The following is a 19560-nucleotide window of genomic DNA, read 5'->3' on the forward strand; positions in this document are numbered from 1 at the left end:
ATCCTTTTTTTTGTATAGGAAATGATAAAATTTTTGCTTGTGGATTGGTTGTTATCAAAAGTGTTGAACTCTAGCTCAAGTTTCCAGCTCTCGAGGTCGGAAGTCAATCCGCCAGAAGGGCGAAGAGTAAGCTTCTAGTTGGCTTGTTTATAGGATGTAGGTCAAAACGGTGTAGCGATTTTAGCCGATGTTCCTGACTAGCAGGACGTTTACTTTTGTTCTCGTTGGGTAAGATTAGTAGGCGATTTTCTGAGTATAGAGATGTCTTTTTAGATAAGGTACAATTAGGGCAAAAGTACATATAAATTATAAAAGAGTTGGAAGTGAGCATTTTGGATGTATTCATTGTTGAGGATGATCAAGCATTAAGTAGAGAAATCTCTAACACATTAATGAAATGGGGATATCAAGTTGCAGAAGTGAAGAATTTTGAACATATTACACAAGAAATAATAGAAGCTAATCCAAAGTTAGTTCTGATGGATGTTAATTTACCTTCCTATGATGGATTTTATTGGTGTCAGGAAATACGCAAGTTTTTAAAGATTCCTATTCTTTTTATTTCTTCAAGAGATAGTGATATGGATATTATTATGTCCGTGAACGTTGGAGGGGATGATTATTTAACAAAACCTTTTTCTCCCCAAGTATTAGTAGCAAAAGTTCAAGCGATTTTAAGAAGGACTTATTCATATAATCCTGAGTTGCCTCATGATGTGATTCGATGTGGTAATGTTACATTACATATAGCTGAAGGAAAGCTCTATTATAAACAAGAACAATTAGAATTAACGAAGAACGAATTTAAGATTTTACATATTTTATTGAAGAAACAAGGAACTATTGTAAAGAGGGAAAAGATAATAGAAGAATTATGGGATACAGATGAATTTATTAGTGAAAATACATTAACTGTCAATATGAATCGGCTAAGAAGGAAATTGGAGCAAATAGGCATAATAGATTGGATTATAACCAAAAAATCGCAAGGATATATGATAAGATGATAATTTGGGAATATTTGAAAAATCGTAAATTCATGATTCTCCTCCTCGTAGTGATTATGATTCTTTTCAACGTCAATATTCTGTTAGATGTTGCATTAAAATCAGCCATCAATAGTCTTCTGTATATAAATGTAGTGGCTTTGCTTGTCGGGGTTTTGTTTATTTGGTTGGTAGACTATCGTACATATATAAAGGAAAGAACGGAAATGCTTCAACATATTGATTCAAGAATGAGTAAAGAAGAAGCTTCAAGAGGAACTTTGGATGAGGTAATAGAAAAAAAACAACAAGAAAGTACAGAAGAAATAGAGAGTTTGCGAAATGAGCTAAGAGAAATCAATGATTACATGACACATTGGATTCATCAGGTGAAGATTCCAATAGCAGTCTTAGAAATAATTTCTCAACGTGTCGATGAAATAGATGATGACATGACAATATCGAGGGATATTAAGGTTGAGCTAGATCGTATTACAGCATTAGTTGAGCAGGCTCTATACATTTCTCGTGCAGGTAATTATAGTTCAGATTTCTTAATAGAAGAAATAAATTTAGGAAAAATTGTGAAGGAAGTCATTCGGAAAAATAAATATTTGTTTATTTATAATCAAATTAATGTGGAAATGAATCATTTGGATTATACAGTGCTTAGTGATAAAAAGTGGATCAAGCATATTATCGAACAAATTATTCATAATTGTTGTAAATATATAGCTGGAAATAAAGAAATCACTATTTATATAGAAGAAAACGAAAAGGCTATCCAATTACATATAAAAGATAGTGGAATTGGCATTAGTGCCAGTGAAATAGATCGGGTATTTGAGAAAGGCTTTACAGGTGAAAATGGACGAAATAGGACGAAATCAACTGGAATGGGGCTTTATATATCAAAGAAAATTATGAATAAATTAAGCCATGACATTACGATTGTATCGGAGAGAAATAACGGAACTGATGTCATTCTTACATTTTATAAGCTTTCAGATTACTTCAATGTGACATAAATGTAATATACGCCCTTCAAATTGTAAGTGAAGTCGATAGAACGAGCATCCATACGATTCTACAATGTAAGTATAGAAAACATATTTGGAGGGATTAAGATGTTACGAGTTGAGAACGTAAATAAGGAATATAAAACTCATCGAAACACTTTTACAATATTAGATCAAATTAATTTTGAAGTTGAAGTAGGGGAATTTATCTCTATTATGGGCCCTTCTGGTGCTGGGAAAACGACGCTATTGAATATATTATCAACTGTTGATCGTCCTACAAGTGGAACTGTATTGTACGATGGGAATAATATTCATTCATTGAAAAATAAAGAGCTTTCGAAGTTTAGAAGAGATAACATCGGTTTTATTTTTCAAGATTATAATCTGTTAGATAGTATGAGTGTAGAAGATAATATTGCTTTACCATTAGTCGTATCAAAAGCAACATCCAAACGAATTGAAACTGAAGTGAAGAGATTAGCGGAATTTTTTGGAATTGATGCACATTTGAAGAAATATCCGTATGAATTATCAGGTGGACAAAAGCAAAGAGTGGCAGCAGCAAGAGCATTGATTACATCACCCAAAATTATTTTTGCAGATGAGCCGACTGGCGCACTTGATTCGAAATCATCATCGGAATTGTTAAATTGTTTAAAAGATATGAATGAGCAATTTGGCGTTACCGTTATAATGGTTACACATGATGCGTTTAGTGCAAGCTATTCCAAAAAAGTTGTATTTATGAAAGATGGCAAGCTTCACGCACGAATTGATAGTGGAAACAATCGTAAAGAATTTTTCACAAAGATCATGGATTTTTTAACATCCATGGGAGGTGAAGTAAATGAGCTATCTTAAACTGTCCCTCATGAATGTGAAACAAAACTTGAAAAACTATGGTATGTATATTTTTTCAATGGTTTTTTCCATTATTGTTTTTTATAATTTCATAACCCTGTGTTTTAGTGAACAATTTCGCAGTATATCTACTGTTCAAATGATCAGTACGATAGCCTATTTGTGCATTTACGTATTAACGCTATTTTTTATATTCTTTATTTCCTATTCTAGTAAATTTTTTGTCGAACAGCGGAAAAAAGAATTCGGTATTTATACGTTTATGGGGATCGAAAATAGCAAGATTGCTGCATTATTTGCGTTTGAGGGATTATTAGTAGGTTTAATTGCTTTAATTGGTGGGATTCTTGGAGGCATTGTCATTAATAAGCTATTTTTGATGGCTCTTGTAAAGCTTGCGCATATTGATAAAGTCATGAAATTTGAAATTAATGTGCCAAGCATGGTTATTACAGCCGTTGTTTTTAGTGTTATACTTTTGATTGTGTCGATAAAAGAGTACATTAGCTTAGTACGAACTGATATTACGAAATTATTAAATGCAACGAAAAGCTACCAAGTAGATCTTACGAAGAATAAAACAATAGCTGGCTTAAGCGGCTTAATTATTATACTTTTCTCTTATGTTCTCATTCTAAAGTATAAAGAATTTCATATAGATTTTATGATTGCCATTTTTGCAACGGTCACGTTGATTATTATAGGAACCGGATTATTATTTAAAGGATTTTTCTCATTTTACTTATCTAGAAAAGTAAAAAATAAAAAGTTCCTTTATAAAAACAGTAATATTGTCACATACAATAATATTGTTTTCAGAGTAAGAGACAATAATAAAACATTAGGGGCCGTAGCAGTTCTCATTACATGCTGCTTAACAAGTATCATTGTATCCACCTCAATGAGAGAGCTATTTACAAATGCTTATTCGGATCAAGTTCCATATAGTGTTTCATATATTAGTGAGAACGACAGCGATGACGAAATAATTCAAAAGGCTATTCAAGCGAGTGGACAAAAGATAGATTATAAAGTGGAAGCTCATTTAATTCCATACGAAGTAAAATTACATGCCTATATTAACGAGGCCTCCTTTGTGAAATATACTGAAATTGAGAAAATGATTAGCCATAAAGATATTAAATTTAAGGACCGTATACTAAAGAATAAGCCTACTGAAGGTAAAGCAATGGTAATTTATCCAGGAAATTTAGTAGGAGGATATTCAGTAAAAGAGGATTTGAAAATTGGAGGAACAACTTTACAGATTACTGATGACTTTTCAGCACCTTTATTAGGTCAGTTAACGCAAGAAACGCTTATTGTTGTAAACGATAAAGATTTTGAAGCGATTCAAAAAGCGTTAAGTAAAAAAACAATGATGAAGTATAAAGGAATTACACTAGAAGATTTTGATAAAACGAAAGAAATATCCACGTATGTAAAAAAACATTCGAACGTGAATATGTTTAGTGCTGATATGTTTGACAAGCGTGAATATGATTTTATTAATACAGTGTATTTTTTAGGAGTATTTGTGGCCCTCGTTTTCTTATTATCCATTGGTAGCATCATGTATTTCAAATGCATAGCAGATGCAATGAAAGATAAAGAAAAATTTGATGTTTTAAGAAAAATAGGAACAGAAGAAGCTTTTATTAAAAAGACTGTTTATAAACAAGTAGCGATTTTCTTTATGCTGCCTATTATCGTCGGTGTACTTCATAGCTTCGTTGCAGGCTGTGCCATTACAGATTTATTAAATTTAGAAGGAAGCTATGTGAGTCTAATTTCTGTTGGCGGATTCTCTATTCTATATGTTTTGTATTATCTAATGACTGTAAGAAAGTATTTGAATATTACTAAGTAAAAAAGGAACTGTTTTATAAGTCGTCTAAAATTGGCTTATGAACAGTTCTTTTTTATAGGCTGTTTTCGCACACTTTGTTACCTATTAACAAGGTGTGCAAATAGTTGAATTCAGCTCCAAGATGCTCGCTTTCCACGGGGCGGGCGGTGAGTCTCCTCGGCACAAAGTGCCTATGGGGTCTCACTTGTCCCGCTGCTCCCATAGGATTCTCGCACCTTACGCTCCAATCAACCGACCTTTTTAATCACTGGCTATAGTCATCGAACACAATGAAATGCAACAATTTTTATAGAAAACGCCCCTTAAATTTAGACCTAATAAGACAAATTACTCATTTTAAATTCAGAAAATTCTACATACAATAATATTGATGTGAAATATTGGAATCAACATATTGATTATGACATAATGAGAAAAGTTGTGGTTATCCATTAAATATTGTTTTTAGGTCAAAAGAAGATCATGCTTGTACAATTTTACCTATTAAGACATATAAGGGTAGTGTAAATGTTAGTTTTTATCCGTCTAATAATCTGTATTTTTATAAACAACAGTAGAATCATCCTAATAATACAAGAATAGTAATTTCTGGTTATTAGAAGCTGTGAGATTTCAGCTCTTATATCAAGGGTAAAAATTAAGGGGAAGAATGGATGAAAAAGAGGTTAAAGGAAGTGATTTTTAGAGAAAAGGGTTTATAGGAGGGGATAAAAATTGCGTTTTTTATGGAGTATCGTGTTTATTATTGCTGGACTATTCCTAATCTTTTATCCTCAATTAGAAAAACAAGTATCAGATGCTAAGGAAAAAGAGTTAGTAGAAACCTTTGAAAATCTTGGAGAAATGACGGATTTAGATGAAACATCAGTTAGTACTGTACCAAAAGAAAAGTTAGAAGGAATAAAAGGTGTTATTAGAATTCCTAAAATTGATTTGGAAATGCCTATCCTTGAAGGAGCAACTAAGTCTTCTTTAAGTAAAGGAGTTGGAATTATTCAATCGGATAAGGAAATTGGGAAAAATAACGTCGGTTTAGCTGGGCATCGCGGGGCTACACGAGGAAAACAATTTAATAGATTAGACGAACTAGAGCCTAAAGATGAGATTGAAGTGAAAACAAAATCAGGAACTTTTCAATTTTTAATTGTTGATAAATTTGTTGTAGATCGTTCAGATGTGGAAGTGCTAAATGATCAAAAAGAACCTTTTATAACCCTAGTAACTTGTACGCCAATAGGAGCAGTAAATCCAACAGATCGGTTAATTGTTCAAGCTAGATTAAAGCATAAAGGTTAAAAAAAGAGAGAAATGGGGGGGGGGCAAAATGAAAAAGAAATTCGCAATTGTTGTGATGGCTTTCTTTTTAATTAGTCAAAGCTTTTTCGGAATGACTCCAATATCATATGCCCAAGATGGTGATCAAATTAGTTTAACAGATGATCAAGTACAACAAGAGCAGCCAACTAATATAGATCAAATTGATATAACCGATGAAAAAGACATTAATGAACAAATAGATTCTAATTTAGATGATAAAGAATCTATAGATATTAATAAAGAAAAAGTAGAAGATCAAACGAATCAAAAAGAACCTTCAAACACAGACTCAAAAGTTTTAGAATTAGATAAAAAGAATGTAAAAGTGGCTACAGAGAGCAAGTCAGTAACAGATGAAAAGGACCAAAAACAAAATGTAGTCAAAATGGCAAGTGAACAAATTAAAGAAAATTTAATTACAAGTGTGGTTATGAAGGACAAGGATGGCAATAATATCACGACCATTCGTCCGGACCAAGGTTCTAGAGTTCAGATTGATTTTACATGGGAGTTGATATCTGGTCATAGTTATAAAGCAGGTGATACTTTTACTTTTAATCTTCCAGAAAAGTTTAAATTAACTAGTAAACTAAATGGAGATTTGAGTGGAGAAGTCGGAACCTATGAAGTGACTCCAGAGGGTAAAGTAACTTTTACCTTTAACGAAAAAATTAATGGTGGCCAAGGTCTAGAAAAAGGATATTTCACTATTTGGAGAGACTTTGATTCAGGTAAATTCTCTGGAGGTTTACAACAGCCTATCGATTTTACATTTGGGGGCTCTGTTACTACTATTCCTGTTCATTTCAAAGGCAAAGGCGATGAAATGAAGAAAACAGGTACTGCAAACAAGAAAATGAATCCAAATGAAATTGAATGGGTCGTTGATTTTAACAAAGGTGAAAAGAGCATTAAGGATGCAACATTCAAGGATTACTTCCAAGATATAAAAACAGAAGATTTACAAATTATAAAAGATTCTATCAAAGTATATGAGTTAACGGTTAAATTGGACGGATCTGTTGTTCCTTCTACAGATGCTGTTAATGTAACACCTAATCTCCTAACTAACGAAAACGGTTTTGAAATTGCTTTTGGAGATATCGATAAAGCATACCGTGTAATATATACAACAAATGTTAAGCCTATAATAGTAGAGCCTTATACTAAAACTTATACGAATAAAGCTACGATAACTGGTAAAGAAAATGATAAGCCTATTACAATGGATGATTCAACAAGTGTGAACGTGAATTTCAGTAAACCCTTGTCGAAAAGCTCCACAGGCTACAATTCATCGACTCAAACAATTACATGGGAAATTCAATACAATTATAATGAACAATCCATTGAAAAGAATAACGCCTGGATCAAAGATTACTTCGATAAAAATCATCAAGAATTTTTACCGTCTTCATTGGTTGTTTACAATGTGAAAATTAATGATGATGGAACGACTGTAACAGGGTCTGAGGTTCCACAATCAGAATATACAGTGGATAAAGATGCTAGCCATGGTTTTGTATTAAATTTTAATAAGGATATTAATTCAGCATACAAAATCGTCTACCAAACAAAAGCGATAAATCGTGTGCATGAAGATCAATACACAGTTAAGAACAATGTTGAAATATATGATGGTACAAAAACTGAGGCAAAAAGAGATATTAATCAGGTTATCTTTAAGAAAAATCGTGGACAAGTTGATTATGCAAAGAAAACGATTGAATGGAAAATCAATCTAAACGATGACAACAAAGAAATGAATGATGTAGTGATTACAGATAGTTATAAGGATAAAAATCTAAAGTTAGATCCTAATAGCTTAGTTATTCAAACTGGAACTACTATATTAGAAGCAGGTAAGGATTACAAATTGGTTGAAAATCCAGAGTATAATGAAGGATTCAAAATTACTTTTCTTAAGCCGTTAACATCAAGTCATGTTCTTACGTATAAAACAGAATTTGATCCAACTAAAAAAATTCCTAATGGTGGTTATAAAAATAATGCCACTTTAAATTGGACAGAAAATGGAATAAAGCAAACATCTATATCTAAATCTGCTACATTAGATCCAGATAATTATACGAAAAATAATGGAAACAAAACGGGTAAATATAATGCCCAAACAAAAGAAATCACTTGGACAATTGATGTGAACTATAATCTTTATGAAGTGAATAATGCGATTATCCGAGATTTCTATACTGGTATTCAAACATTTGTACCAGATTCTTTACAGGTTTATGAATTAGAGCTTACCGGCTCAAATGACGGTGTAAAAGTCGGAAATCTGGTTTCAAAAGAAAATTATACATTAACTCAACCTTTACAAAATGCGGAGAAAAATGATGGCTTTGAACTAAAACTAGGTAAAATTAATAAGGCTTATAGAATCACGTATAAAACAAGTCTTAAAAATCAAACGGTTAAAGCGGAGTATAAAAATCATGCGACGATGCAAGATGGAGATCAAGGAGTGAATTTGTTTGATCAATCAGCGACTGTTAATCCTAAGCATGGTGGAGAGTATATTAATAAAGAAGGTAAGCAAGGCACAGGGGTTGAATCAGATCTAGCACTTTGGACAATAAATATAAATCGTAGTCAGTCAACCATTGAAGCTGGAGCAAAATTAACTGATACATTGTCAGCTAATCAAATTTTAATTAATAAATCGTTTGAACTATACGCAGCGACTGTAGCTGAAAATGGTACGTTAACAAAAGGGGCTTTAGTAGATCCAAGTGATTATATTCTTGAGTTTGCGACAGTAAATGGACAAAATACATTTACTTTAACATTCAAAAAAGAAGTGACTTCTGCGTTTTTCTTACAATATAAATCGTTCATTAACGCTAATCATAATGAAACGATAAGCAACAACGCTAGCTTCGCTGGACAATTTGACGGCGTAATTGATAAAAGTGATAATGAAAGCTTCCAAGCGGATTTTCAAGGAGCTGGTGGCGGAGCAAGTATTGCAGGTAAAGGTGATTTTACGATTGTAAAAGTAGATGCAGATAATAATAAGAAGGCATTGGCTGGTGCTACTTTTGAATTGTATGATAAATCAGGAACTATGCTACTTGAAACAGTAACAACAGATGAGAATGGGAAAGCTGTATTTAAAGATTATAAATATAAGACTTATAAGCTGAAAGAAGTGTTTGCACCAAGTGGCTATGTAATTTCACAAGACTATAAGTCAGGTAAAGAAATAATATTTAGCAAAGACACTGCTACTCTTACTATAGAGAATAAAGAACTACGACAAGGCTTCGAGCTAACAAAAGTAGACGATAAAGATAATAATAAGAAGCTAGAAGGTGCATCTTTCACCCTTCAATATGATGCTGGTGACGGCTATAAAGGTGATGAAGTATTAACTACTGGAGCAGATGGAAAACTAGCTAAAGGTAATTTAAAGCCAGGTAAATATCAGTTAGTAGAACAAAAGGCACCAAAGGGATATCAGCTGGACAAAACACCAATTACATTTACAATCGGTGAAGAACAAACAGAAATCTTGCAGTTAACTGCGAAAAATGAAATCTATGTAGGTTCGATTGAATTAGAGAAAAAAGATTTATTTGATCAAACACCGCTTCCTGGTGCAAAATTTGATATTCAAGATGCAGATGGTAATACTGTGAAAACTGGATTAGTTACTGGTCAAGATGGAAAGCTCAAATCTACAGGTTTAGCAGCAGGTATTTATTATCTAGTAGAAATAGCTGCTCCTGCAGATTATGTTCTTGACTCAACACCTATTAAATTCGAGATTATAAATGATGTTCCGTTGAAATTAACGGTTACGAACAAATTAATACCTGGATCTGTGAAATTAACAAAAGTGAGTTCTGAAAATAAAGATATCAAATTAAAGGATGCAGAGTTTAAATTAATAGACGAAAACAATAAAATTGTTAAAGATTCTTCAGGTAAGGAATTAATAGGTTTAGTAACAGATAAAGATGGAGAATTAGTCGTTAAAGACCTTAATCCAGGTAAATATTATTTTGTTGAAACAAAAGCACCAGCTGGTTATCTATTAGATAGTAAACCAATAGCGTTTGAGATTAAGAAAAATCAAGAACCGGAAGAACATGTTGAAGTAACAAAAGAGAACACCTTGATACCACCGGCTATTCTATTAACAGGCTCTGTAAAGCTTGTAAAAGTTGAAAAAGGTAATCTTTCTTTAAAACTAAAAGGGGCAGAGTTTTCGTTACTAAATGAAAATGATCAAATTGTAAAAGATCAAGCAGGAAAAGAGTTAAAAGATCTATCAACAAATGAAAACGGAGAATTGGTTGTAAAAGACCTGAGTCCGGGTAAATATAAATTTGTTGAGACAAAAGCGCCATTTGGTTATCAGTTAGATAGCGCACCAATGGTATTTGAGATTAAGGCTAGCTACACAGAGCATGATTATGTGGAGTTACAAGCTGAAAACCAATTAATTTTAGGATCAGTACAATTGACAAAAGTAAAAGCTGGTAACCATAATGTAAAACTAAAAGGAGCTGAGTTCAGCCTTTTAAACGAAAACAAAAAAATCGTTAAAAATCAATCCAATCAAGAATTAGCAGGATTAACAACGGATGAAAGTGGTCAGCTAATCATTGAGAATCTGAAGCCTGGAAAGTATCAATTTGTTGAAACAAAAGCACCAACTGGTTATATCTTGAACAGTAAGCCAATAGAATTTGAAATTAAGAGTAACCAAGCAATAGGTGAACATACTATAGTTGTTTTTGAAAATGAAGTAAAAACGAATGACCCGAACAATCCAAACAATCCGAATGACTCGGATCCGAACAACTCAGGTAAGCCAAATGGTACAGATGGCTCAAGCCAAACTGGCAATCACTCAAATCAACAAACCATCGACCGAGATAATGATTCGAAACATGAATCGGGAAAATCATTACCTAAAACAGGTGAAGCATCTAATACAAGTACTATAGTTGCAGGTATAGTGTTAATCCTAATTGGATTTGTGATTATGTTTAATAGAAGACGTACTAAAGCTTAAAAGTAAAAAAGGAACTGTTTTATAAGTCGACTAAAATTGGCTTATAAGCAGTTCTTTTTTATAGGCTGTTTTTTAAAGTTTATATTTTTTTTATTAAGTACGATGAATAAAATGAGCATAAAAAGGTCGAATGAAGCGTAAGGTGCGAGACTCCTGCGGGAGCAGCGGGACAGGTGAGATCCCACAGGCACTATGTTCCGAGGAGGCTCACCACCCACCCTGCGGAAAGCGAGCATCCAGTAGCGGAATTAAACATAGCCCATTCACTTTATTCATAAGTATATAGATTATTAGAATCTTCTACTTAATTAACTTACTTCCATACATATATTCTTGCTAAATGTGGTAATTAAATCCAAGTTGTTAAATGAAATTTTTTATGGGTATATAGAAAAAGCAACTATTTAATCTGTAGAAGTCATCACATCTTGTATTTTACGATATTTTGGTAGTTCTATGGATTAGAATTAGAAACAGAAAGGGAGGAACTCAACATGATTGAAAACATATTATCTTTATCAACAGCCCATATTACGAAAGAAACTGAAACTTGGTTAATAAAACAAGCCTTGCTTTCCGCAGAAGGGAAGATGGATGTAAGTGTTTTTGAAAAGGTAGGAGACGGATGGTTTATACCCGTTAATGAAAGAGTTTTCACTGAAGAAATTAAAGTGACTCATTCGATCCCTGTAGAATTTTTTGATATTTATAATTATGCGGTTACACATAAATGTAAATGGATATTGATTGATCGTGAAGGAGACATAATGGAAGAATTACCTCAATATCAATAGACATCTATTAAAAATGAAGCTGTGGCTGACTTAAAAGTGATTGATAAATTCTTTTGAGTCAACCTCAGCTTTTTTTGGTGTAAATCGTTTGTCATTATGTAAAATACTTGATGAAATATTTTTTACTTTTAGTCCAATGCTTTTCTCTTATTTATCCGATTATACTAAAAATAAATCTTTTATTTGCAGAATATTTAAAAAATATTATATGATTTATTCGTTTTTGTAAAAGATTGTTTCCGTTAGTAAGTAGAGAGTAAACCAATTAGTAAGGGGGATGCAGATGATTGAGTTTGATAAAAATCCACGTTACATAAGAGATAAGGAAAAAGTTGTGAAGCTAACGCAAAGTTTAGTTCAAATACCTAGTGTTTATCGTCCTAATCAGAAAGATGGCAATGAAGAAAAGGTAGCGTCTTTCGTAGCAGAGTATTTACGAAATATTGGTTTACAAGTTTATGTAGAGGAAGTTGTTCCAGGGAGACCAAATGTAATTGCCATCTATGACTCGGGGCGGAAAGGTAAAACGTTATTATTTGAGGGACATACAGATGTAGTAACGGAAGGGGATCGTTCTTTATGGGAACATGATCCTTTTAGTGCAACAATTGTTAAAGGTAAGATGTACGGCCGAGGAACAAATGATACGAAAGGAAATTTGGCGTGTGCAATTACAGCTGTAGAATCTCTTCTTTTAGATAATGAACAGGTTAATGGAAGAATCATTCTGTGCATTCCTTGTGATGAAGAAGGAATGATGCTAGGTATTAAGCATTTTATTAAAAATGGATGGGCACAAAATGTAGATGGCGCTATCATTTGTGAACCAGAAGAAAACCAAATATGTGTCAGTCAAAAGGGTGCTATGAGGGTAATAATCCGCGTGCATGGAAAAATGGCACATGGAGCAATTCCTTTAAGTGGAATAAATCCTAATGTTCGAATGGCGAAAATTATTTGTGAGCTTGATCAACTGGAACAAAGAGAAAAAATGAGAGTAGGAAAGCATCCACAATTAGGTTATCCAAGTATAACGCCAACCATATTACAGGCTCCTGTAGTTGGTGATGCTCAAATTAATGTTATTCCAAACCAATGTATGACAGCTCTTGATATACGTACTGTTCCAGGACAAGATCATAATCAGATTCAGCGAGAGATACAAAGTATTTTTGATCAGCTTGCGTTAGATGATCCAGATTTTAAAGCGCAATTTGAAGTGATTGAGGATCGACCTTGGACTATGACCAATGAAGATGACCCTATTGTTCAAGCTGTAGCTAAAGCGTATAGCAATGTTACAGGATTGAGACCTGTCTATAATGGGGTACCGGGTGCGACCGATGGAACATTTCTTCATCTGGCTGGCGTTCCAATTATTACAACAGGAGCGGGAGATAGGGAGATTCCTCATCATATTAATGAATATGTCGATATTGAGGAATTAGCGATAACAACACAAATCTATCGATCAGCTGCACTAATTTTCTTGAATGAGTGAGGGCTAACATGGGTGCTATGAGAGTTGCTGTTATTCCTGGCGATGGAATTGGACAAGAAGTTATGGTGGAAGCTTTAAAGGTCTTAGATATTTTACAAAAGTTGGATTCTAGTTTTGTAATTCAAATCGAGAGCTTTGAATGGAATAGTGAATATTACCTTAGAACAGGAAGAATGATGCCAGAAGATTCTTTAGAAACTTTGCGTGTATTTGACGCTATATTGTTTGGTGCAATAGGTGATGATCGTGTACCAGATGAAATTTCGATATGGCAGCTGATTATGCCGATACGTAAACAATTTCAACAATACGTCAATATACGACCAATTCAAAGTCTACCTGGAATAAACATACCTCTGAAGCAGGAACAACCGATTGATTTTGTTATTATGCGTGAAAATGCTGAAGGAGAATATTCGGATATGGGAGGGCGACTTTACCAAAATTCCCCGCAAGAAATGGCTGTTCAAAATACGGTTATGACAAGAATAGGCATTGAAAGAATAGCTACCTTTGCATTTGAATATGCCAGACTTCATAACAAGAATAAGGTGACAAGTGCAACAAAATCGAATGCAGTTATTCATGCAATGAAATTATGGGATGAAGTAATTGAGGAGGTTTCTCACAATTATAAAGAGATTCAACTAGAAAAGAATTACATAGATGCTTTAGCTGCTTATTTGATCATGCGACCTTCATCGTTTGAGGTGATTATTGCTAGTAATCTATTTGGTGATATTTTATCTGATTTAGGAGCTGCTTTAGTTGGTGGGCTAGGTATGGCACCGTCTGCGAATATAAATCCGGAGAAAATATTTCCTTCTATGTTTGAGCCAGTTCACGGATCAGCACCTGATATTGCAGGATTATATAAAGCAAATCCTATAGCTCAGGTTTGGTCGACAGCTTTAATGTTAGAACATTTGGGTAGAGCAGATTTATCAGAAATCGTTATGAAAGCTATTTATTCCATTTTATCTCAAGGGATAGTAAAAACTCCTGATTTGGGTGGTAGCTCATCAACATTTCAAGTTGGTAATGAAATCATTCGACAGATACATAAACAATTCTGAGGAGGGACTTGTTCATGCGATTAAAGGATAAAGTAGTAATAATTACTGGCGCGGCTGGTGGTATGGGAAGAGAAATTGTCAAGCAGTTTTTGGAGGAAGGAGCAAAAATTGTGGCTGCTGATCTTCGGTTTCCTCATGAAATAGTTGATAATGAAAAGATTATTATTTATGTAGAAACCGATATTACTAATCAACGACAGGTTGAGACATTAGTTGAAAGAGCAATGAAACATTTTGGAAGAATCGATGTCGTATTAAATGCTGCTGGAATTGCTCAATCAGCTACACCTATTGAAGAGGTTAGTAATGAAACGTGGGAAAAGATTTTTGCGATTAATACTACTTCATGCTTTTTGATAAGTCGTGCAGTTGTTCCAATCATGAAAAAGCAAGGGGATGGAGCCTTTATTAATATTGCTTCCATTTCGGCACTAAGACCTCGTCCTGGTTTAAATGCTTATGTAGCTTCAAAAGGTGCTACGATAGCCTATTCTCAAGCTTTAGCTATTGAATTAGCTGAGAACAATATAAGGGTGAATATAATAAATCCTGGTCCTTCTGAAACTTCAATGCTTGTAAAATTTGTCGCAGAGGGTGTAGATAAAGAACAAGCGAAAAATAGTACATTTAAGAACAGTGTTCCTCTAGGAGAATTGATTCAACCTATAGATATTGCAAATGCAGCTATTTATTTAAGCTCGGATGAATCAAGAATGGTCACGGGAGCGGTATTTAACATAGATGGTGGGAGAGGCTTATGAAGAAGGCTAAAGAAAGTTTCCTTAAACTAGAATTGATTAAAAAAATGTATATTAATGGGGCTTGGGTAAAAAGTTCCGATGATGAATGGATTGAAAACTATAACCCATCTAACCGAGAGATACTTTGTAGAGTTCCAAATAGTAAAAAAGAAGATGTTAATAGGGCCATTGAGTCAGCAAAAGTTGCATTTGAATCGGTGGAATGGAAAAGTTATCATCCGGCTGAACGGGGGAGAATATTACATCAAGTTGCACAAAAGATACGAGAAAGAAAAGAAGAAATAGCTGAATTAGAAACATTAGATTGTGGAAAACCTCTTTCTCAAGCATACGCTGATGTTGAAACTGCAGCGAAATATTTTGATTTTTATGCAGGCGTAGCAGATAAGATTTTGGGTGAGACCATACCAATAGAACCTGGAATTATAGATTTTACAATTCGAGAGCCGGTAGGAGTGACAGCCCATATTATTCCTTGGAATTATCCAATACAGATTATGTCTAGAAGTGTTGCGGCTGCTATAGCAACAGGTAATGCAGTTGTTGTCAAACCTGCAGAAGATACTCCATTAACGGCTCTAAAGCTAGCAGATATTTTTGATCAAACGACATTACCGAAAGGAATTGTAAATGTTGTAACTGGGTACGGTCATGAAGCGGGAGCAGTTTTAGCTAGCCATCCGGATATTAACCATGTCACTTTCACTGGTTCCGTTGAAACAGGAATGAAAGTAATGATGGCTGCTGCTCGAAATATTGTACCTGTTACTCTTGAACTTGGAGGGAAATCTCCAAATATTATATTTGATGATTGTAATTTAGATGAGGCACTAAAATGGGTAGTCAAATCTATCGTTCAAAACGCAGGTCAAACGTGCTCAGCGGGTTCTCGGTTAATTATTCAATCTACGATTTATGAGCAATTCGTAGATATGGTAGCTGAACGATTAAAATCACTGAAGCTAGGTCCAGGAATGAATGATACAGATATTGGTCCAATCATGTCGGAAAAGCAGCTTCAAAGAATTGAACATTATATGGATTTTGCTCATAAAGAGGGAGCACAGTTTGTAACAGGAGGAAAAAGACAAATTGTGAAAGGGGCAGAAGCTGGTTATTATTTTCAACCGACACTTCTAAAGAATGTTTATCCAAATAGTAAAATTGCACAAGAAGAAATCTTTGGGCCTATTGTGGCAGCATTTAGATTTGAAAAGGAAGAGGAAGCTGTTCAATTAGCGAATTTTTCAGATTATGGATTGGTAGCAGGAATTTGGACAAATCATATTGGGAGAGCACATCGATTAGCTCAAAATTTGCAAGCTGGGCAAGTTTTTATTAACAATTATGGAGCAGGTGGGGGTGTACAAATGCCTTTTGGAGGCTATAAAAAAAGTGGCTTTGGAAGGGAAAAAGGGTTAGAAGCTCTTCGTAATTATACACAGGTTAAAAATGTATCGATAAAGGTAGATCTATAATAATTTCTTTGAATAAGTAAATTTTAAACATATAGCTAATTGGCTCCATCATATAGTTGATTAAAACTCCCTATTGTCCTTCTTAAGATTTAACAGAAAATAGAAAGGAGGAATTAGATGAACCCGATTATTCGTATGGAACACGTTAGTTTCTCATATAAAATTAACGAAAAAAAATCTGTAGAAGTATTAAATGATGTATCATTTTCTATTTTTCCGGGGGAATATGTAGCAATCATCGGTCATAATGGTTCAGGAAAGTCTACTATTTCAAAGCATTTAAATGGGATTCTCCTTCCAACGTTAGGGGATGTTTGGATTAATGGACGCAATACAAAGGAATCATCTATGAAAAAAATGATTAGACAGGACGTAGGAATGGTTTTTCAACATCCTGATAACCAAATTGTAGCTACTATTGTTGAAGAAGATGTAGCATTTGGTTTAGAAAATTTAAATATCAAAAGAGAAGAAATGAAGAAAAGAGTAAGAGAGGCATTGGAAACAGTTAAAATGTATGAATTTCGAAACCGGCCCCCTCATCATCTTTCTGGTGGACAGAAGCAGAGGGTAGCTATTGCAGGTGTGTTAGCTATGCAGCCTAAATGTATTGTTTTTGATGAGGCAACTAGCATGTTGGACAGCTTTGGAAGAAATGACATTTTACAAGTAATGAGTACGATGCATAAACAAGGGATGACAATCATCACGGTTACTCATCATATGGCGGAGGCCGCTCAAGCTGATAGAATTCTTGTAGTTGAAGGTGGGAAAATTGTTATGGATGGTACACCGAAGGAGATTTTTAGACATAAGGAGAAACTAAGTGAACTCCAGTTAGATGTCCCTGCTGTAAATCATATTGCTACTCACGTTCATAGTAATCTCCCAAATTTCTCGCAAGATATTATTGAAGAGAATGAACTCCTTGAAGAAATCGAACGATACAAACTGAGTACGAGAAATGAGGTAGTAGGATGATGAACTCGCCGAAAGAATATATCGTAAGCGTTAAGAATTTATATCATACCTATTTGAAAGGTACCCCTTTAGAACATGTTGCTTTAAAAAATACAAATATTGAAATAGAAAAAGGAGAATGTGTGGCAATCATCGGTCATACAGGCTCTGGGAAGTCCACGCTCATACAGCATTTTAATGGATTAATCCGCCCAGAGACAGGAGAAGTTACTGTTGCTGGACGAAATTTATCAAATAGAAAAATGGATATCAAAAGTTTACGCAGAGAAGTAGGAATTGTATTTCAAAATCCAGAAGATCAAATTTTTGAAAGTATTATTGGAGATGACATCGCTTTTGGTCCATTTAAGAGTGGATTATCAAAGAAGGAGGTGAGTGAAAGAGTTAAATGGGCTATGGAAGTTGTTGGTTTGGATTTTAAGGAAATGAAGGACCGCCAAACCTTTGCATTAAGTGGTGGTCAAAAACGTAAAGTTGCTTTGGCTGGAATTCTTGCATTAAGACCAAGTGTTTTAGTTTTAGATGAACCAACGGCTGGATTAGATCCAAAGTCTAGTAAAGAAATATTGGGAAAGATTCATATGCTTAATAAGACTGAGAATATGACGATTATTTTTGTATCTCACAATATGGAGGAAGTTGCTATCTTAGCAGAACGTGTATTTGTAATGGCTGATGGCACAGTCGCTCTTTCTGGAACTCCAAAAGATATCTTTACAGATAGTGAAAAATTAAAACAATACCAAATTGGGACACCTGATACGGTAAAACTACTTTATCGTCTTGAAGAAAAAGGATTTAATGTCCGAACAGATGCTTTTTCAGTATCTGAAGCATCCAAAGAGGTATTAAGAATTTTAGCTGAATAAATCGGCGTAAAGAGAGGAGGTATTGTAGTGGCAGCTGAATTTGAACTTTCGAAAAATATCACAATTGGACAATATGTTCCAACAGGATCTATTGTTCATAAACTTGATCCGAGGATTAAAGTCCTTGCCTTTACGATAATCGTATTAGCGATAGCTTTAAATACAAGTTATATTGGCAATATGATTGGTTTACTCTTTAGTGTATTGTTATTTTGGTTTTCAAAGATTTCTATACGTTATGGGTTTTCAGGTGTAAAACCAGCCATTCCATTTATATTAATACTCGCTATATTACAGTTACTATTTCAAGGCTCGGTATTTTCTGGTGGAAAAGTATTTTTTCATTATGGATTTATTCTTATAACAGAAGAAAGTATTCGCCTTGTTATTGTTTCTGCTATCCGTTTTGTAGAAATTATTTTTATCAGTAGTGTCTTAACTTTATCAACCTCTACTACAGAATTAACGCATGCTATACAGAGCTTGCTTAAACCACTAAAAGTCATCAAGTTTCCCGTACATGAATTTTCCTTAATTATTACCATCGCTATTCGTTTTGTGCCAACCTTTGCTATTGAAATGGAAAAAATGATGAAGGCTCAGGCTTCAAGAGGAGCTGAATTTGGTTCAGGTGAATGGTGGAGAATCATTAAACGGACAAAGGAAATGTTTCCTATCATAATACCTCTATTTAACGTAGCTATGAGTCGTGCAGAAGATTTAATTCTCGCTATGGAATCGAGATGCTACATTCCAGGAGGGCAAAGATCTTCTTATACGATATATCAAGTTTCTATTAAAGATTATTTCATATTAATTTTGACGCTTTTATTTTCCATTTTATTATTCATATCTCCATTTGCCTATTAATCAATAATATTCTTCTTTTTTAGCTGACACTGAGCTTGGTTGCATAATGCTTGTACTTGATTTCTGCATACAGATCGATAATCCTATTCTTTCACACTTTTATTCCTTTTAAATGAAAATCAAACTGCAT

Annotated in this window: 14 protein-coding genes; all 14 read left to right on the top strand. The window is 34.0% G+C overall.

All coding sequences use genetic code 11. The features are described 5' to 3' along the window. Window positions 1-323 precede the first annotated feature (323 nt). The 14 genes from BN349_RS02275 to BN349_RS02340 all read left to right on the top strand — a co-directional run bounded on the left by BN349_RS02275 (window position 324) and on the right by BN349_RS02340 (window position 19430). Window positions 324-1007, top strand: a complete 684-nt coding sequence (locus BN349_RS02275) for a response regulator transcription factor (RefSeq protein ID WP_232423502.1) — start codon at window positions 324-326, stop codon at window positions 1005-1007. Further along, the gene (locus BN349_RS02280) at window positions 1004-2014 is read left to right on the top strand and encodes a sensor histidine kinase (protein ID WP_019240650.1); all 1011 of its coding nucleotides are present in this window, start codon (window positions 1004-1006) and stop codon (window positions 2012-2014) included. Before BN349_RS02275 ends, BN349_RS02280 begins: the two co-directional genes overlap by 4 nt. Before the next feature lie 99 nt (window positions 2015-2113). Next, window positions 2114-2869: an ABC transporter ATP-binding protein gene (locus tag BN349_RS02285; RefSeq protein ID WP_019240651.1), complete on the top strand. Its 756-nt coding sequence runs from the start codon at window positions 2114-2116 to the stop codon at window positions 2867-2869. Then, window positions 2856-4739: an FtsX-like permease family protein gene (locus BN349_RS02290; protein ID WP_019240652.1), complete on the top strand. Its 1884-nt coding sequence runs from the start codon at window positions 2856-2858 to the stop codon at window positions 4737-4739. The genes BN349_RS02285 and BN349_RS02290 overlap by 14 nt, the downstream gene beginning before the upstream one ends. Before the next feature lie 714 nt (window positions 4740-5453). Then, window positions 5454-6035: a class D sortase gene (locus tag BN349_RS02295; protein ID WP_019240653.1), complete on the top strand. Its 582-nt coding sequence runs from the start codon at window positions 5454-5456 to the stop codon at window positions 6033-6035. Window positions 6036-6063: 28 nt separating this feature from the next. Continuing rightward, on the top strand, window positions 6064-11100 hold the full coding sequence (locus BN349_RS23105) for a SpaA isopeptide-forming pilin-related protein (protein ID WP_019240654.1): 5037 nt from the start codon (window positions 6064-6066) through the stop codon (window positions 11098-11100). A 494-nt stretch (window positions 11101-11594) separates the two neighbouring features. Beyond that, window positions 11595-11894 (top strand): DUF5983 family protein, encoded by a 300-nt coding sequence (locus BN349_RS02305; RefSeq protein ID WP_019240655.1) that lies wholly within the window; start codon window positions 11595-11597, stop codon window positions 11892-11894. Window positions 11895-12177: 283 nt separating this feature from the next. Continuing rightward, entirely contained in the window at window positions 12178-13395 is a 1218-nt protein-coding gene (locus BN349_RS02310) for a M20 family metallopeptidase (protein ID WP_019240656.1), read from the top strand. A gap of 8 nt (window positions 13396-13403) precedes the next feature. Next, entirely contained in the window at window positions 13404-14471 is a 1068-nt protein-coding gene (locus tag BN349_RS02315) for a tartrate dehydrogenase (RefSeq protein ID WP_019240657.1), read from the top strand. A gap of 14 nt (window positions 14472-14485) precedes the next feature. Continuing rightward, the gene (locus BN349_RS02320; RefSeq protein ID WP_019240658.1) at window positions 14486-15232 is read left to right on the top strand and encodes a glucose 1-dehydrogenase; all 747 of its coding nucleotides are present in this window, start codon (window positions 14486-14488) and stop codon (window positions 15230-15232) included. After that, window positions 15229-16710: an aldehyde dehydrogenase family protein gene (locus BN349_RS02325; RefSeq protein ID WP_019240659.1), complete on the top strand. Its 1482-nt coding sequence runs from the start codon at window positions 15229-15231 to the stop codon at window positions 16708-16710. Before BN349_RS02320 ends, BN349_RS02325 begins: the two co-directional genes overlap by 4 nt. Before the next feature lie 117 nt (window positions 16711-16827). Next, entirely contained in the window at window positions 16828-17691 is an 864-nt protein-coding gene (locus BN349_RS02330) for an energy-coupling factor transporter ATPase (RefSeq protein ID WP_019240660.1), read from the top strand. Then, window positions 17688-18560, top strand: coding sequence for an energy-coupling factor transporter ATPase (locus BN349_RS02335; protein WP_019240661.1), 873 nt, complete (start codon window positions 17688-17690; stop codon window positions 18558-18560). Before BN349_RS02330 ends, BN349_RS02335 begins: the two co-directional genes overlap by 4 nt. Window positions 18561-18587: 27 nt before the next feature. Then, window positions 18588-19430: an energy-coupling factor transporter transmembrane component T family protein gene (locus BN349_RS02340; RefSeq protein ID WP_019240662.1), complete on the top strand. Its 843-nt coding sequence runs from the start codon at window positions 18588-18590 to the stop codon at window positions 19428-19430. Window positions 19431-19560 lie beyond the last annotated feature (130 nt).

Origin of the sequence: Bacillus sp. AP8 (genome assembly GCF_000321185.1) — a bacterium.
Taxonomy (GTDB): Bacteria; Bacillota; Bacilli; order Bacillales; family DSM-1321; genus Bacillus_AD; species Bacillus_AD massilioanorexius.

Excerpts from the sequence above, each read along its gene's own strand:
- BN349_RS02290 (WP_019240652.1), top strand. The coding sequence starts at position 2,856 with ATGAGCTATCTTAAACTGTCCCTCATGAATGTGAAACAAAACTTGAAA.
- BN349_RS02320 (WP_019240658.1), top strand. The coding sequence starts at position 14,486 with ATGCGATTAAAGGATAAAGTAGTAATAATTACTGGCGCGGCTGGTGGT.
- BN349_RS02335 (WP_019240661.1), top strand. The coding sequence starts at position 17,688 with ATGATGAACTCGCCGAAAGAATATATCGTAAGCGTTAAGAATTTATAT.
- BN349_RS23105 (WP_019240654.1), top strand. The coding sequence starts at position 6,064 with ATGAAAAAGAAATTCGCAATTGTTGTGATGGCTTTCTTTTTAATTAGT.
- BN349_RS02330 (WP_019240660.1), top strand. The coding sequence starts at position 16,828 with ATGAACCCGATTATTCGTATGGAACACGTTAGTTTCTCATATAAAATT.
- BN349_RS02285 (WP_019240651.1), top strand. The coding sequence starts at position 2,114 with ATGTTACGAGTTGAGAACGTAAATAAGGAATATAAAACTCATCGAAAC.
- BN349_RS02280 (WP_019240650.1), top strand. The coding sequence starts at position 1,004 with ATGATAATTTGGGAATATTTGAAAAATCGTAAATTCATGATTCTCCTC.
- BN349_RS02325 (WP_019240659.1), top strand. The coding sequence starts at position 15,229 with ATGAAGAAGGCTAAAGAAAGTTTCCTTAAACTAGAATTGATTAAAAAA.
- BN349_RS02310 (WP_019240656.1), top strand. The coding sequence starts at position 12,178 with ATGATTGAGTTTGATAAAAATCCACGTTACATAAGAGATAAGGAAAAA.
- BN349_RS02315 (WP_019240657.1), top strand. The coding sequence starts at position 13,404 with ATGGGTGCTATGAGAGTTGCTGTTATTCCTGGCGATGGAATTGGACAA.
- BN349_RS02305 (WP_019240655.1), top strand. The coding sequence starts at position 11,595 with ATGATTGAAAACATATTATCTTTATCAACAGCCCATATTACGAAAGAA.